Source organism: Variovorax sp. Soil_C_17 (assembly GCF_057657265.1).
In genome coordinates this window covers 259,769-275,438 of sequence record NZ_JBDGIT010000001.1, presented here as the reverse complement: position 1 = coordinate 275,438, position 15,670 = coordinate 259,769, and the positions used below count along the sequence as shown (strand labels likewise).

General features: G+C 68.3%; 9 protein-coding genes. 5 read left to right on the top strand and 4 right to left on the bottom strand.

The window, feature by feature from the left end; translation table 11 throughout:
• The first annotated feature begins 23 nt into the window (after window positions 1-23).
• Complete coding sequence (locus tag AC3A6Y_RS01250) at window positions 24-956, top strand: hydroxymethylglutaryl-CoA lyase (RefSeq protein ID WP_487866416.1); 933 nt, start codon at window positions 24-26, stop codon at window positions 954-956.
• Window positions 949-2,145, top strand: a complete 1,197-nt coding sequence (locus tag AC3A6Y_RS01245; protein WP_487866415.1) for a CaiB/BaiF CoA transferase family protein — start codon at window positions 949-951, stop codon at window positions 2,143-2,145. Before AC3A6Y_RS01250 ends, AC3A6Y_RS01245 begins: the two co-directional genes overlap by 8 nt.
• A 116-nt stretch (window positions 2,146-2,261) precedes the next feature.
• Here AC3A6Y_RS01245 and chrA read toward each other — a convergent pair whose 3' ends face one another.
• Window positions 2,262-3,632, bottom strand: coding sequence for a chromate efflux transporter (gene chrA, locus AC3A6Y_RS01240; RefSeq protein ID WP_487866414.1), 1,371 nt, complete (start codon window positions 3,630-3,632; stop codon window positions 2,262-2,264).
• A 226-nt stretch (window positions 3,633-3,858) separates the two neighbouring features.
• Here chrA and AC3A6Y_RS01235 point away from each other — a divergent pair, with 226 nt between their 5' ends.
• The 3 genes from AC3A6Y_RS01235 (at window position 3,859) to AC3A6Y_RS01225 (ending at window position 7,696) form a co-directional block, all read left to right on the top strand.
• On the top strand, window positions 3,859-4,365 hold the full coding sequence (locus AC3A6Y_RS01235; RefSeq protein ID WP_487866413.1) for a hypothetical protein: 507 nt from the start codon (window positions 3,859-3,861) through the stop codon (window positions 4,363-4,365).
• A 77-nt stretch (window positions 4,366-4,442) separates the two neighbouring features.
• Window positions 4,443-6,821: a hypothetical protein gene (locus tag AC3A6Y_RS01230; RefSeq protein ID WP_487866412.1), complete on the top strand. Its 2,379-nt coding sequence runs from the start codon at window positions 4,443-4,445 to the stop codon at window positions 6,819-6,821.
• A 95-nt stretch (window positions 6,822-6,916) separates the two neighbouring features.
• The gene (locus tag AC3A6Y_RS01225; RefSeq protein WP_487866411.1) at window positions 6,917-7,696 is read left to right on the top strand and encodes a hypothetical protein; all 780 of its coding nucleotides are present in this window, start codon (window positions 6,917-6,919) and stop codon (window positions 7,694-7,696) included.
• Between the two features lie 12 nt (window positions 7,697-7,708).
• On the opposite strand, the gene AC3A6Y_RS01220 is transcribed toward AC3A6Y_RS01225, so the two are convergent.
• Genes AC3A6Y_RS01220 through AC3A6Y_RS01210 form a run of 3 tightly spaced genes read right to left on the bottom strand, consistent with a single transcriptional unit; the run spans window position 7,709 to window position 15,385 of the window.
• The gene (locus AC3A6Y_RS01220; RefSeq protein ID WP_487866410.1) at window positions 7,709-11,536 is read right to left on the bottom strand and encodes a two-partner secretion domain-containing protein; all 3,828 of its coding nucleotides are present in this window, start codon (window positions 11,534-11,536) and stop codon (window positions 7,709-7,711) included.
• Window position 11,537: 1 nt separating this feature from the next.
• Entirely contained in the window at window positions 11,538-13,253 is a 1,716-nt protein-coding gene (locus AC3A6Y_RS01215; protein ID WP_487866409.1) for a ShlB/FhaC/HecB family hemolysin secretion/activation protein, read from the bottom strand.
• On the bottom strand, window positions 13,250-15,385 hold the full coding sequence (locus tag AC3A6Y_RS01210; RefSeq protein WP_487866408.1) for a CHAT domain-containing protein: 2,136 nt from the start codon (window positions 15,383-15,385) through the stop codon (window positions 13,250-13,252). Before AC3A6Y_RS01210 ends, AC3A6Y_RS01215 begins: the two co-directional genes overlap by 4 nt.
• Window positions 15,386-15,670 lie beyond the last annotated feature (285 nt).

Below are 15,670 nucleotides of genomic sequence, written 5' to 3'. Positions count from 1 at the left end.
ACCTTCCCCAGGAGACAAACCCGATGCCAATCCCCGATGTGCTGATCAGCGAGGTCGGCCCGCGCGACGGCCTGCAGTCCGTCAGGGCCACGATGCCGACCGCCGACAAGTTGCGCTGGATCGATGCCCTCCACGCCGCCGGCGTGCGCGAGATCGAAGTCGCCTCCTTCGTGCCGGCCCGCCTCCTGCCGCAGATGGCCGATGCGGCCGAGGTGGTGCGCCATGCGGTCAGGCTGCCCGGGCTTACCGTCATGGCGCTGGTGCCCAACCGCAAGGGTGCTGAAGCCGCGCTCGCCGCCGGCGTGCACAAGCTCACCATGCCGGTGTCGGCCAGCGTTGCCCACTCGCTGGCGAATGTGCGCAAGACGCGCGAGGAAATGGTGGAGGAGGTGCGCGCCATCGCGCAGCTGCGCCGCGACATCGCGCCGCACGTCAAGCTCGAGGCCGGCATCTCCACCGCCTTCGGCTGCACGCTGCAGGGGAAGGTCCCGGAGGACGAAGTGATCCGCCTCGCCGTGCAGTGCGTGACAGCGGGTGCCGACGAATCGGGCCTGTCCGACACCGTCGGCTACGCCAATCCGGCCCAGGTGCGCCGACTCTTCAGGCGGCTGCGAGCCGAGCTGGGCGACAAGGCCGGCGCGGCCCACATGCACAACACCCGCGGCCTGGGCCTCGCCAACTGCCTCGCGGCGTACGAGGAGGGCGTGCGCACCTTCGACGCCTCCCTGGGCGGCCTGGGCGGCTGTCCCTATGCGCCCGGCGCCTCGGGCAATGTCGTGACCGAGGACCTGGTCTTCATGTTCGAGGCCATGGGCGTCGCCACCGGCATCGATATCGACAAGCTCATCGCGGCCCGCGCGCCGCTCATCGCCGGCCTGCCGGGCGAACCGGTCTACGGCATGACGCCCGAGGCCGGGCTGCCCAAGGGCTTCGTTCAAGGATCTGCACATGTCTGACAGCACGGAGAAGCAACTCCCCTACGCGGGCGTTCGCGTCGTCGAGTTCACCCACATGGTGATGGGCCCCACCTGCGGGATGCTCCTGGCCGACCTTGGCGCAGAGGTCATCAAGGTCGAGCCCATCGACGGCGACGCCACGCGGCGCCTGCTGGGCTCCGGCGCCGGCTTCTTTCCCACCTTCAACCGCAACAAGAAGAGCATCGCGCTCGATCTCAAGCAGCCCGAGGGCGTGCAGGCCGCGCTGCGCCTGATCGCCGGCGCCGACATCGTGAGCGAGAACTTCAAGCCCGGGACCATGAAGAAGCTGGGCCTGGACTACGAGAGCCTGAAGAAGCTCAACCCGCGCCTCATCTACGTGAGCCACAAGGGCTTCCTGCCCGGCCCCTACGATCACCGCACCGCGCTCGACGAAGTGGTGCAGATGATGGGCGGCCTGGCCTACATGACCGGGCGCATCGGCGACCCGCTGCGCGCCGGCACCAGCGTCAACGACATCATGGGCGGCATGTTCGGCGCCATCGGCGCGATGGCCGCGCTGCGCCAGCGCGAGCAGACCGGCGAGGGTTGCGAGGTGCAGTCGGCGCTGTTCGAGAACAACATCTTCCTGGTTGCGCAGCACATGATGCAGTTCGCGGCCACGGGGAAGGCGGCCGACCCGATGCCCAGTCGCATCTCCGCCTGGGCGGTGTACGACGTCTTCACCGTCAAGGACGGCGAGCAGATCTTCCTGGCCGCGGTCAGCGACAAGCAGTGGACCATCTTCTGCAAGGCCTTCGGCCTCGAGGACATGCTGGCCGATCCGCGCCTGAAGACCAACAACGACCGCGTGCTCGCGCGCGATTGGATGTTGCCGATGCTGCGCTCGCACCTCGCCGGCTACAGCGCGGCCGAGCTCAGCGCCGTGTTCGAGAAGAACGAGCTGCCCTTCGCGCCCATCGCCAAGCCGCACGAGCTCTTCGACGACCCGCATCTCAATGCCACCGGCGGCCTCGCGCCGGTGCGCATGAACGACGGCAGCCAATCGAAGGTGCCGCTGATGCCCTTCACCTTGGCCGGCGAGCGGCCGGGCATCCGGCTGCAGCCGCCGCTGCTGGGCGAGCACACCGGCGAACTGCTGCGCGAGGTGGGCTACAGCGAGACGGAGATCGCCGCGCTCAGGCAACACAAGGTCATTCACGGAGAGTGACCCGCGAGGACAAGAGGGACAGCTTGTCCGACATCCGGTGAGGAACACGCAGCCCGACCGCGCAACGGGCGGCCCACGCCGCCGGCTCGACGGGCTTGCCCATGGAACGTTCTTCATTAAAAGAGCAAGGGCCTGCCCAACGTGACGGCGAGCCCGGCCAGCGCACAGCCGCCGAGCAAGGGCATCACGCCGATCTTGAAGCGGAACAGGGCAAGGGCAGCCGCGACCACGATGACGGCGGACACGAGATCGAAGGGGCCGCCGAAGCCTTGCGGCCACAGCACGTGGTACGCGAAGAACAGCGCCAGGTTCAGGATCACGCCCACCACCGCCGCGGTGATCGCCGACAGCGGCGCAGTGAAGCCGAGCTTGCCGTGCGTCGCCTCGACCAGCGGGCCGCCGGCCAGGATGAAGACGAAGGAGGGCAGGAAGGTAAAGAAGGTGACCACCGTGGCAGCCAGCGCGCCGCCGAGAAAAAGGGCCTCGGGTCCGAGCACCTGCTTCAGCCAGCCGCCGACGAAGCCCACGAAGGCCACCACCATGATCAGCGGCCCCGGCGTCGTCTCGCCGAGCGCCAGGCCGTCGATCATCTGCGCGCCCGACAGCCAGTGGTGCTGCTCGACCGCGCCCTGGTAGACATAGGGCAGCACCGCGTAGGCGCCGCCGAAGGTCAGGAGCGCCGCCTTGGTGAAGAACCAGCCCATCTGCGTCAGCGTGCCCTGCAGGCCCTGCGTCGCGACGAGCGCGCCCATGGCCACCGCCCACATCCCGACTCCGAGGGCCAGCAGCTTCGCCAGCCGGGCGCGCGAGAAGCGCGCATGAGGCGGTGTCGGCGTGTCGTCGTCGATGAGGGCAGGCCCGTAGCTCTGCTGCCCGTTGCCGTGGCCGCCGCCGAGCGCAAAGACCGCGGGTGCGTGACGCGCGCCGACATGGCCGATCAGCCCGGCCGCGAGGACGATCGCCGGAAAGGGCGTGTCGAAGGCGAAGATGGCCACGAAGGCCGCCGCCGCGATGCCCCACATCCACGCATTCCGCAGTGCCCGCGTGCCGATGCGGTGCGCCGCATGCAGCACCAGTGCCGTGACGGCCGGCTTGATGCCGTAGAAGAGGCCCGCCACCACGGGCACGTCGCCGAAGCGCAGGTAGATCCACGACAGCGCGATCAGGATGAACAGCGAGGGCAGCACGAACAGCCCGCCGGCGACGATGCCGCCCCAGGTCCGCTGCATCAGCCAGCCGATGTAGGTGGCGAGCTGCTGGGCCTCTGGGCCGGGCAGCATCATGCAGTAGTTCAGCGCATGGAGGAAACGCTTCTCGCTGATCCATCGGCGGCGCTCCACCAGCTCGGTGTGCATGATCGCGATCTGCCCTGCCGGACCGCCGAAGCTGATGAAGCCGAGCTTGAGCCAGAAGCGGAAGGCTTCGGCGAAGGTGACGAGGGCGGGTGGAGCGATTGCTTCGTCGACCTTGGGCGGAGCGGCGCTCACGAGGCGTGCCCCGTCAGGGGCGCTTCTGCCTTGCGCGGACTGGGGCGGCATTTCATCCAAGGGGGGCATCGACGTCTCATGGTTCTCCGATTTCAGGCTGGGTCAGGGCACGCATCATGGCTCGCGGCCTTCGTCGCCGAGTCACGTCATCTTTCGCGGCGATGGAACCAAAGCGAAAGATCCGTTACTCAGCGGCATAACCATTCCCCAGAAGAGCGACGCCAAGATGACGGCTCTATTAGGTCACAGTCTCGATTTGTATCTTGCCTCGATACAGCAGGCGCCGACATGCGTCAGCGTCGGCGGCAGCCTCGTGTTCGAAGCGGAAGGGCGCCTGCAGGTTTACGCCGCGATGCTGCCGGACGGCCGAGTCGAGCTCCATGCCGGCGCCGGCTACGTGCGCGCCGAGCTGCTGCAGGCCATCGTGGAAGCCGACGAGGATGACGACGTCGACGAAGAGGAGCTGCGCCAGATGGCGGGCATCGTGGCGCGTTGGACGGGCGAGGATGCGGACTGGACTGTCGACGTCCATCGACAGACGGGCTTGCTGACCTTGTCCATGCTGGTTTCGGCCGTTCCCGAAGATCCAGCCGAATGGGCAACTGTCGTGGATGCGTTCATGCGGACCGCCGAGTCGTGGATCGCACGCCTCCAGCGCGACGCGCCCGAGCCATTGCTGCATTCCGGCGTGGGCCTGGCCCAAATCAGCTCTGGTGCATTCCTGCGCTGCTGAGCGCAGCAGCGTGCGCTGGCAGCCGGCGCGCGCGCAAGCGTCTCCCCTCTCTTACTCACCTCAGACAAGGCAATGCCATGAGCTCATTTTTATCCGCTGTCAAAAGCAATCCTGACGAGATCAAGCGCGCTTCTGCCATATTGGCGTCATGGCGGCCGACCCGAGATGAACACGTCGACTCGCCAAAGCGGGTTGAAGGTAAAAAACATCCGTTGAAGTCACTTCCAACCTTGATGGAAACAAGCTGCGGCGGTGAATGGGAACGTGTGCAGGAGCTTCTGGCAGGAGTCACTGGCCTGGAAAAGCAAAAGGACTGCATCGTCGCGGTATCGATGCTCGGCGAGCAAGGCCTCGAGAAGATCGCCGAGGCCATCGTGATCCTGGAGCAAGCAAAATGCTTCGGGGCGGCAGACACGCTCTTGCGCATGTGCAAATTGGAGGTGCGCTTGGCCCTGTTAAAGCATTGCGGACGTGAGTGCATCGATCGTTTGAGAACCTGCGATGATGAAAAAGTCCAAAAATCCATTCAGCGAGCGTTGGACGCCGCGGCACAGAGTGCGTTGGGGCACAACGACGTTGTCCAGTTGTTGAGACTGCTGCCGTTTTGCTCGCAAGCAACAAGAAAAAGCGTGAAGGGACTATTTCCAGCGCTCGACGACGACAAGGTCAAAAAGCTGACGAACGATGAGCTTGTCGCAGTGTTGCGCATCGTGCTGAAGCGGATTCAGAAGATGGACGATCCCGGCAAGTGCCTCAAGGAGTTGCACTCGCTTCTGATGATCGCCAACGATCTCGAAGCGCGAGATGCTTCGCAGGCGATGTTGAACATCATCAGTCCTGTTCTGAGTGAATTCTCCAAGCGACCTGAAGTGCTGTGCGTCGCCGTGGAGCTGGCGGCCAGTTCGCAGACCACACAGGAGTGCGTGAATCGTGTGCGGGCTCTTGCGGCACTGAGCGAAAAGATCGACGAAAGCGCGTGCGAAGGGTTGAGATCTCACCTCATGCTCGTGTTGCTGGGGTGCTTGGTGCATTGGGGAGAGCCGGACTATGGGACTTACAAGAACTCGCTTCAAGAGATCCTGACAAATCTGGAACTGGGCCTTGAGCGCCACAAGGTTACTTCTCCGAGGGGCAGGGCCAGCATTTGGGTCGGGAAGCCGACGAGCAAGCTCGCCGGCCTGACCGAGGACTTTCGGCGAGCTGTCGGCAGCGGGGATCTGCGGAAGGCCGCACTTCTGATCCGGATGGCCCCATCCACGGACTTTGGCGTCGTGGCGCGGGAGAGACTTCTCGGGGCCGTGATCGACAGGCTTGCAGTGGCCGGATACAACTTTCAGCGGCGGTCTTTCAGTTTCTTGTTGCTGCAACCGAGGCATGCAGCTGCCGCGGTGATGGAACAGCTTGAAGTGGCGCTTGAGATGGCCATCGTGCTGGCCGAGACCGGCGATTCGAAGTACTTGAATCTTGCCGGCGCGATTCTTTCGTTGGTCTTTCCGACGCCCGGAGACCAGCGGTGGGTCATCTGGCGGATGCTTGGAAATCTCTCGTCTGCAATCGACAACGATCCGATCAGCAGCATTACCGATCTGTTGCCGAGGCTCTGCCGCGCGGACTATTCCGTGCGACTCGACCTCATTCTGAAGATGGGCGAGGGTCAAGCATTGGTCGCGCAAGCGGTGGTGGCCGATCTGTTGGCGGCTGCTTCCCCGGGCAGCGTTGTCGCTTCGTTTTTCAAGCTACTCGCGCATCGCATCGATCTTGGGCCCTACTTGCCAGAGATCCACACAACGGTGATACGAACGAAAGACGCAAGCGCTCAGATCACGGGGGTTGCCGAAGGCACACCGTCAGACGACATGATCAAGCTGTCAAAGCATATGTCCTTGCTCAATCTTTCTGCGCACCGGATCGATCTCTCGTTTCCGTGGTCGCGTGGCTGGAGGCTGTTGTGGGCCATGGGTCACGACCCCGCCCTGCTCCCCCGGCATCCGATGCTGCTGCTGGGAGCGAAAGCAATCGATGCTGCCGCGGCAGACGGGGTGCGCGGAGGTGCGGACGAAATGCTGCATCAATTGGAATTTCCTTTCGCTCACCAGGCCCTGAATGCCATGTTGCACATGTTCGTGGGCGTTGAACGCTTGCTGTCGGATGACGCCCTGCGCAATGTCATGCGCGCGATGCTGAGCGACGAGCAATTGGGGCGCAACACGTTTGCTTGGATTGCTCAAGTCGAGCCGAGCAGAAGGGTTGCGCTGCACGCCTCGGCGGCGGATGCGCTGATCAGCCTTCTGAACGATTCTTCAGACTGCAGGTTCGATCGCAACCTTGCCACGAACCATGCCGTGGGCGTGATGGCGGACATGTTCGATGGCGAGGACGTGAGGACGGCGATTGGCGAGACGTCTTGGCAGAAGATCGACTTGTTTCGACGTCAGCAACTGAGGCCGGACCACTAGCGAATGCTTGCGGATCGCCTGTTCGGCGCCTGCCCGCCCGCTGCCGATCGCCGCACTGCCTTCCCGAACCCGCTGGCGAGCGCCACAATGCACCGATGCTCGACCCCTCGGCCCTGAAGCACATCCGTCCTTTCATCGCCACGCCGAGCTATGGCGGCGCGCTGAGCTCGATCTACGTGCGCAGCCTGCTCGGACTGGTGAATCTGGCCTGGACCCACGGCTTCGCGATGCAGACGCGCTTTCTCGACGGCGACAGCCTGATCCCGCGCGCACGCAACCGGCTGGCGGCCGAATTCCTGGCGGATGCGCGCTGGACCCATCTGTTCTGGATCGATGCCGACATCGGCTTCGAGCCCGAGGCTGCGCTGCGCCTGCTGCTGGCCGGCCGCGAGGTGGTGGCCGGGGTCTATCCGGTGAAGAGCGAGGGCTGGCCGGCCGAGGGGCTGCACGCGCCGCTGCCGGCCGGTACCACGCGCGAGCAGTTCGAGGCCGCCCATGCGCGCTTTCCGGCCAATGCCTTGCAGGCGCCGGGCACGGCGGACGAGGACGGCTTCCTCGAAGTGCTGGACGCACCCACCGGCTTCATGCTCATTGCCCGCAGCGTGCTCGAGCGGATCGCGGCGGCCTGTCCCGAACTGCGCTACACGCCCGACGCGCATCCCGACGACCCGGCCGCGCACGCCCGGCCGCACTACCGATTCTTCGATGTCATGGCCGAACCCGGCAACGGGCGCTACCTGAGCGAGGACTACGCCTTCTGCCGGCGCTGGCAGGCACTGGAGGGCAAGGTGTACGTCGATGCGCACTCGCGCCTGGCGCACCAGGGGCAACGCACCTACACCGGGGACTTCGGCCGTGCGCTGGCCCGGCGGTGAGCTCGCGCGAAATCAGAAGTCCCCACACCCATTGCGCCGCTCCGTGTCGATGCAGTTCGTGAGATTCGGCCGCGAGCGCACGCGCGACCATTCGCGCGCCAGCACGTCGCCGCCCTGCGCAGCGCGGTCGCCTTCCAGCGGTCCGGTCGCCAGGCAAATGGGCGCAGGCCCGATGTTGCGGTCGTAGAGCCAGGTGCTCGGGTTGTCGCGCACCAGGTCGGGCTTGATCAGTTCCACCAGCCCGCCCACGGTGAGCACGCCGGGCACCACGGTGACCGCATAGCCCTCGGCCGAGCTGAAGCTGCCGTTGATCGGGTACGTGCCCCTCAGGCTGAATGAAGTGGCCGGGCTGCTCAGCGTGCCGACGAAGCCCGCGCCGGTGTCGCCGAGGATCAAGCCCGTGATGCTGTAGGTGAACAGCGGATTGGGAAAGCCGCCGGGCCGCGCCGCGCTGTGGACCAGCACCGTTGCCGCGGGCTGCTGCGCGTAGATGAAATGGTCGTCGGCGGCCGTCACCGTCACCGTGCACAGGCCCAGGTAGGCACAGTGGTAGAGGTTGGGCAGCAGGCCCGAGCCGAACAGCCCGCCGCGTGTCTCGCCGACCCAGGTGTCGGCCCACACGCGCCAGGGCGCACCGGCGATGGTGTAGGCGCCCAGGTTCTGGAAGCGCGCAGCAGCCACCAGGTCGGTGCTGGTGGTACTCGTGACGTCGGTGCCGAGCGAGAGGTCGCCGCTCAGCGTGCGCACCAGCACCCGGTCGGCGCTCACGGTCGTGCCGGCCACCGTCTGCGCCAGGTTGGTCGCGGCATTGAAGCTCGTGACCGCGGGCGTGCTGAGCGCCAATGCGTCGGCGTCGGTGTATTCGAAGCGCCCGGCCGCGCCGCCGCCGACCACGGCGACGTTGTTGCCCGGCTCGGTGAGCAGCACATTGCCGCCGCTGGAGCGGGCCAGCAGCGCGCCGGCGGTGATGGCCGTGCCCGCTGCCTGCGTGATGTCGCCCGCGCTCAGCAGGCCCAGCTGCGGCGTGGACACCGGCGCGGCGAGCCGGATGTTGCCGCCTCCGCCGTTGTGCAGCGTGAGCGCCGAGGCCAGCGCCAAGGGGCCCACCACGGTGATGTCGGCCGCGTGCGTGTCGCTGCCGGCCACCAGCGTCGGCGTGGTGATCAGCCCGAGCTCGGCGGCCGAGACCGCGAAGCCGGTGTTGACGGTGCTGCCGATGGCGATCGGCAGGTCGGTGCGGTCCAGTGCGTTGCCTGCGAGGTCGACGCCGCCGGGCCGCAGGTCGAGCGCATTGCCGGCACGCACCGTGCCGCCGATGACCAGCGCATCGGTGCTGCCGTCGTTGACGGCGCGCAGCACCACGTTGCGGCTGCCGTCGATCTGCCCGCCCGGCCCCGAGGTGGTCGACGCCGGGGGAGCGATGTTCACGCCGGCGCCGGTGGCGTCGTGCTGGCCGGTCACGACGATGTCGCCGCCGCCGGTGGTTTGCAGCAACGCGCCGTCCTGCAGCAACACGCCCGAGCCCACCGCCGTGCCGCCGGCCAGGCGTCGGCCCGTCACCGTGATGTTGCCGCTGACGGTGCGCAGCGTCTCGCTGTTGATCTCGACACCATGTCCCGGCGCGCCCGCGACGTTGTTGTTGAAAGTGCCGATGCCGGTCACGGAGATGTTGCCGCTGGTGGTGCTCAGCGTGCCGACGCTGAAGAAGTTCTCGAGCCGCACGCCGCTGCCCGTGCTGTGGCTGCCGAAGATCGAGATGTCGCCGGTCGCGGTGCTGATGATGCTGTTCTGGACCAGGACCGCGCCGACGCTGGTCTGGAAGGTGTCGCCGAACGTGCTGATGCCCCGCAGCTGCACTGCGCCGCCCAGGCCCGCGTCGCTGCCGCCGGTGTATGCGCCTGGCACGCCGGGCGTCAGCTGCTGGTTGCCGGTGCGCGTGTCGATCAGCGCCGTCGTCAGGCAGATGCTGCACATGCCGTTGCTGGCATTCGCCCACGCGCCGTTCATCACGACGTTGCCGCCGTTGCTGTAGATCGCGCCGCTGTAGCTGACCTGGCCGCCGCCCGTTGCCGCGCCGGCGCCATTGACATCGGCGTTGAAGATCACGTTCAGCGGATCGCCGACCGAGGCGATCACCGAGGCGGTATTGCCGCGCACGCTGCGGTGGGCGTCCAGCTGCAGCGTGAGCGGGCCCTTGTTGCCCGTGTATTCGATCTGCACGTCGTCCATGACGATGTCGCCGAGGAACGCCGATCCGGCGCCCGGGTCGCCGGTGGTGATGCGCACGCTGGTGCCGCCGTTGAGGGCCGCGTTGATGTCGCCGTCCTGGATGGTCGACGCGGCGACCGGCACGAAGGGGTTGCCGGTCAGGGTGCCGTCGGCGTCGCCGTTGACGATGGTGACGTCGAAGGGGTCGATCATCCACTGGCCGGCCGTCCCGTTCGGCGCCGAGGCATCGGTGCTCAGGCCCGCGAGGTCGATGCCGCCATTGTTGTCGCCGGCGGGCACGGCATAGCCACCGGAGGTCTCGATGAAGCCGCCGTTGCCGCCGGCCGGCCCTCCCCGCGCCGTGATCGTGCCGTAGGCGCGCAGCGTGCGCTCTCCCATCAGGCGGATGTCGCCGCCGTTGCCGGCGATCGTGGCGTCGGCGCTGATGCGGCTGCCGGCGGCAACCGCAATGGCGCCCGTCTGCGCGTTGCCGCCCACCGCCGTGGCATGCAGCCGGATGCGCCCGCCGCCGGCCGCGCCGCTGGCGTCGAGGACGCCGCCGTCGTTCGGCAGCGGGACCGCCGCGGCCGACGCCGGCGGCACGTAGGGCTGCAGCAGCACGGTGCGGCCGGTGACATCGATCGTGCCGCCCTGCAGCCCGGCTTCGTTGCCCCTGGCCGAGAGCAGGCCGCCGTTGATGGTGACGCCGCCCGCCGAGCTGCCGCTGTCCAGCACGATCTCACCGTTGCGCGAAGACAGCGTGTCGGCGCGCAGCACGCCCCGGTTGTTGACCACGCCCTGGCCCACCTCGCTGCCGCCGGTGGTCATCAGCACCACGCGGCCGCCGTCGGCCTGCACCAGGCCGCTGTTGCTCACGCTGCCGAAGAGGCCGGGCGAGACCTTGAAGGTGGTGAGGCCGTCGCCCGCGAAGTCGACCGTCACCGTGTCGGCCGACACCAGCGCGGCCGTGCCGCCCTGCGCCACCATGCTGCCGCTGTTGCCGGCGCTCCCGCCGATCAGCGCCACGGTGCCGCCGCCGACGGCGGTGATGCTGCCGCGGTTCTCCACCGTGCGCAGCACGTTGCCCTCCTGTTGGAACACCAGCCGCTCGCTGCCGCCCATGAAGTCCGCATCGCTGGTGCCCATCTTGAGCGTGGAGGCAACGAGGCCGCCGACGTTGACGGCCGAGCCGCTCGCGAACAGCACGCCGTTGGGGTTCACCAGGAACACACGGCCATTGGCGCTCATCGAGCCGGCGATGGTGGAGAGCTCGTTGCCCGTCACGCGGTTGAGCAGCACGCTGCGCGGGCCCGCCTGCTGCGTGATGTTCACGGCATTCCCCGGCCCGATCGAGAAGCCCTGCCAGTCGATGATGGCGCGCGCCGTGCCCTGCGTGATCGGCAGGATGGTGCCTGCGGCCGAGGGCACGCCGGCGGCCGTGATCGGCAGATTGCCGGACCCGCTCCCCACTGCCACGGTCCCGCCGCGCACGACGAAGTTGTTCCACGTCGGCAGCTGCGCCAGGGCGGGCGCCGCGACGCTCATGCAGGCCAGCGCCAGCGCCACCGGGCGCAAGGGGAAATGCGCAGGCCGTGTGCGCTCGGCTCGCCTCGGCTTCGGTTGGGAGTTCATGTCAGAAGGCCTTCTGTGCTTGCACGTAGAGCCGCGGATTGCGGCCGCCGCCGTCGGTCTGCGGCGGCCGGGTGCCGTCGCGCCAGGCGAGCGTCGCGTTGATGGAGAAGTTACCGGGCCGCGACCACGACACGCCGATGCCGTAGCCGCGCAGGCTCAGCTTGTTCTCGCCGTCGAAGAGCGTGGGATCGCGCGCGAGCTTGCCGCGGGCCGCGTCGTAGAACACGAAGGGCGTGAGCTCTTCGTTGTAGGACCAGCGCCATTCGACCGTGCCGATCCAGCCCTCGTCGGCCAGCACCTCGCCCGAAGGGTAGGCCCGCACCGCGCGCGCGCCGCCGAGCGCCAGCTTCTCCGAGGCATCGAGGTTCTTGCTGGCCCACTGGCCGCCCACCGAGAGAAACAGCGAGTGCCGCGGGATGATCGACTGCAGCCGCGAGAACAGGAAGCTCGCCTTGGTGAAGCCGCCGTCGGTGCGATGGCCGCCGATGCCCTGGTCGAAGGCCAGCGTCTGCGGATCGCGGATGTCGAGCTTGCCGTGGTAGAGGGTGCCGGAGCTCGCCCAGTAGCCGCCGCCCAGCAGCTCGTCGCGCCGCTCCCAGGACCAGCCCAGGCCGAGGCCGCGGATGCGCTTGTCGGAGGTGAGGTTGACCGCCCCGAACTCGTCCTCGAGCTTCTTGTGGTCGGCCGACAGGCGCAGGAACAGGTTCTGCTGGCGCTGGCGGATCAGGGGGTAGCTGAGCGAGACGTCGAACACATCGGCGCGGCCTCGCGCGTCCAGGTCGGCGAACTGGCCGCCCAGCTCGTAGCGCACGCGCGCCAGGCCGACCCCGGCGCGCAGGCCGCTTGCGCCGATGGGCGCCTCGTAGGAAGCGCGGCCGAACCAGAGGCCGTCGTCCGACACCATCGCGCGCAGATCGAGGTTGTCGCCGATGCCGGCCGGGCTGAGCCAGCGCGCCGTGCCGCCCACGCGATAGCGGCCCGACTCCTTGGTGCCGTGGTTGTCGGCCTCGGCGCTGAAGACCCAGCGCGGGCCGGCCGCGACCTCGACGGTGAGGTCGGTGGTGCCGGGCTGCGTGCCCTCCTGCAGGCCGGAGGAGACGCGAATGCCGGGCTGGTCCGACAGCAGCAGCATCGCGCGCTCGTAGCGTTGGCCGTGGATCGCCTCGCCGGACTGCACCGGCGCGAGGAAGGCGCGCACGCGTTGCTCGCTGATCGGCGCATCGGGCGCGACCACCACCTCGACCTTGCCGAGCCGGCCTTCGATCACGCTGATCTCGACCACGCCGCCCTGCACCGTCTGCACCGGCACGACGGCCTGCGCGAGGAAATAGCCGCGCTCGCGATATCTGGCAGTGATGGCCTGGGCGAGCGACTCCAGGTCGGCCAGCGTGACCTCGCGGCCGATGTAGGGGCGCGTGATGGCTTGCAGCTCCTCGTTGCTGAGTGCCCGGGCGCCGTTGAGCCGCAGGTCGTTGAGCCGGAAGCTGGCCACCGGCGCGGGCGGCGCCGGCAGGCTCTGCGGTGCGGCGGGTGCCTGGGCCACGGGGCGGTCGCAACTGCCGCACGGGTCGTGGGTCGGCGCGAGCGTGACCGGCGCGTCGCCCGCCGCGTGGACCTGCGAGGCGGCCAGCGCCAGCAACACCACCGCGAGCGAGGAGGCGGCGAGTGCGACAGGGCGGATCCGCGAGGGCGTCGACCGTGCGTGTGCTCCCCTCATGCCGGGCTCCCCACCTTGAGCCGCCAGTTGCCGATCAGGTTGAACGGGGCCCAGAAGAAGGGATGTGACATGCGGGGTTCCTTCAGTACGGCCAGCTGCCCGGCCTGCATGGCCTGCTGGATGTCCCTGCCCTTGGCCAGTTCGGCGTAGAGCGTGCCCATCAGGATGGCGGTGGCGTCGTCCGACACCGGCCACAGCGACGAGATCAGGCTGCCGGTGCCCGCGGACAGGAAGGAGCGCGTGAAGCCCAGCACCTCGTCGCCCTGCGCGACGCGGCCCAGGCCCGACTCGCAGGCCGAGAGCGTGACCAGCGCGCTGCCCTGCATCGGCAAGCCCAGGATTTCGTGCGCCTCCAGGAAGTTCTGCTTGCCGTCCTCGTTGGCCAGCAGGATGCGCGAATAGAGCGGATCGACCTGGTCGGCCTCGGCATGGGCGGCCACGTGCATCAGCGGCGCGCGCGCGGCGACGTCGCGGAACTGCGTCTTGGTCGCTGCCGCGCCCATGTAGACGCTGTTGCGCGGGAACAGCCGGGCCAACTGCCTGACCTCGGCCTCGGCGCCCGGCAGGTCGTACTTGTCCTCGATGCGCGGATTGCCGAAGGCGGTGAGCACCGCTTCGGCGCGCGGCGAGCGCTGCGCCAGCTGCACCGCGATGCTCATCGACGGGGCGACGGAGACTGGATGGGTCTCGATCAGGTAGCGGCCGTCGACGCGCAGCGCCTGGAAGGGCAAATAGTGCAAGGGGCCGTGCGGCACGATCACCAGGCGCTCGCCGGCCTTCAGGCCCAGCGGGCCGATCAGCGCAGCGCCCAGCTTGTCGGCATTGCCGATGGCGGCGCGCCGGCCGCGCACCACCGAGTTGCGGAAGGTCTCGACCAGCTCGACGAGGTCGTCGCGCTTGATCGCGATGCTCTTGGCCTCGATGCCGGTCGGGCTGACCACCCAGGCCTGCAGGCGGTCGGGCAGCGCATGGAACTGCAGCACGCGCTCGTCCGGCGCCAGCGTGCGCTGCAGCGTCGCCAGGTCGACCGTCGCGGCCGCCTCGCTGTGGAGCCGCGCCCGGCCGCGCACCGCATCGAGCAGCGCGCGCGAACGGCTGCGCTCGCTGAGCTCGAAGGCCTGCCGTGAATCGCCCACATCGCTGTACAGGCCGACCCCGCGCTCGAACACCGACTGCAGGTCGGAGAACAGGCCCATCTTGAATTCCTCGCTGCGGAACTTCGCGCGCACCGCGTCGACGCTGCCGAGCGCGCGACCCACCGCATCCGCCGCCGCCTGCTTCTGCCCGAGCGCGAGCTCGCTGCGCGCCACGCCGTCCCAGGCCCAGAGCCGGTAGTAGCCGCTGTCGGTGCCGACGGCGCGCGTGGTCAGCTGCATGTAGAGATCGCGCGCCTCGGCCGGCTTGTTCTCGGCCAGCAGCAGGCGCGCGCGGGTGCGCTCCAACTGCGCGGCCAGCGGCGCCTCGCGCGGCGTCGGCAGCGTGCCGAGCAATTGCCGCGCGCGCGAGGTGTCGCCCGATTCGATCAAGGCGTTGACGAGCGAGGACTGCACCAGCGGCGCGTAGCGTTGCGAGCTGTTGGCCAGCGCGATCTCGTAGGTGGCGACCGCGCCGGCGTAGTCGCCGCGCCGCGTCTGCACGTCGCCGATCACCTTGTTCGCCGGCCCGACGACCAGCTTGGGGTCGCGCGCTTCGTGCTTGAGCGCCTCGCGCGCGAATTCCTCGGCTTTCTCCAGCTGGCCGGAGTAGCTGTAGACGATGGCGAGGTCGCGGTTCGCCATCGCGAGCAGGTTGGGATCGCGCGTGGTGTTGGCCAGGTGCAACGCCTTGCTCGCCGCCCGCACGCTCTGGCGGAATTCGCCCGCCTCGGCCAGCGCGACGGCCTGGCTGCAGTATTGGTAGCCCGAGAGCTTGGGACTGTCCTGCCCGTAGAGCACGGCGCCGTCGTTGCTGAGCGCGAGCAGCGTGTCGGTGTCGGCGAGCCGTGCCTGTTCCTGCTTGCTGGCCGCCGCCTCGGCATCGGGCGCCTGTGCCAGCGCCCATGGGCCACCGAGCAGCGCCGCGAGTCCGAGGGCTCCTGCGCCGATCCACCTGCGCGCAAGGTGCGCCTGTCCGAACCCCGAAAGACTTTGCATTCGACCCCCGCGCGCGGTCGTCGCGGCCCGCGCTCGCGTGCCGCCGACGCGCGAAGTGCGCGCCCCTCAGACCTCGTCGGGGGCGAGTCTAGGAGGGGGGTGGGGGGCGGGCTATTCGCAATACGGTCTAGCGCGAAGGGAGTAGGGGTAGGCGTCGTCTGCGACGCCGACGGGGTTCCCATCGAGCCCAAACCGGGAACCACGCCCGCCACGAACAACATCGGTGCCGCCAACCGGATTGGCTTGTCAATACGGCTTGGTGATCAAGTGCCCCACGTTGCTGAA

Coding starts and splice junctions, on each gene's coding strand:
- AC3A6Y_RS01235 (WP_487866413.1), top strand. CDS start 3,859: ATGACGGCTCTATTAGGTCACAGTCTCGATTTGTATCTTGCCTCGATA.
- AC3A6Y_RS01245 (WP_487866415.1), top strand. CDS start 949: ATGTCTGACAGCACGGAGAAGCAACTCCCCTACGCGGGCGTTCGCGTC.
- AC3A6Y_RS01210 (WP_487866408.1), bottom strand. CDS start 15,385: ATGCAAAGTCTTTCGGGGTTCGGACAGGCGCACCTTGCGCGCAGGTGG.
- AC3A6Y_RS01225 (WP_487866411.1), top strand. CDS start 6,917: ATGCTCGACCCCTCGGCCCTGAAGCACATCCGTCCTTTCATCGCCACG.
- AC3A6Y_RS01250 (WP_487866416.1), top strand. CDS start 24: ATGCCAATCCCCGATGTGCTGATCAGCGAGGTCGGCCCGCGCGACGGC.
- AC3A6Y_RS01215 (WP_487866409.1), bottom strand. CDS start 13,253: ATGAGGGGAGCACACGCACGGTCGACGCCCTCGCGGATCCGCCCTGTC.
- AC3A6Y_RS01220 (WP_487866410.1), bottom strand. CDS start 11,536: ATGAACTCCCAACCGAAGCCGAGGCGAGCCGAGCGCACACGGCCTGCG.
- AC3A6Y_RS01230 (WP_487866412.1), top strand. CDS start 4,443: ATGAGCTCATTTTTATCCGCTGTCAAAAGCAATCCTGACGAGATCAAG.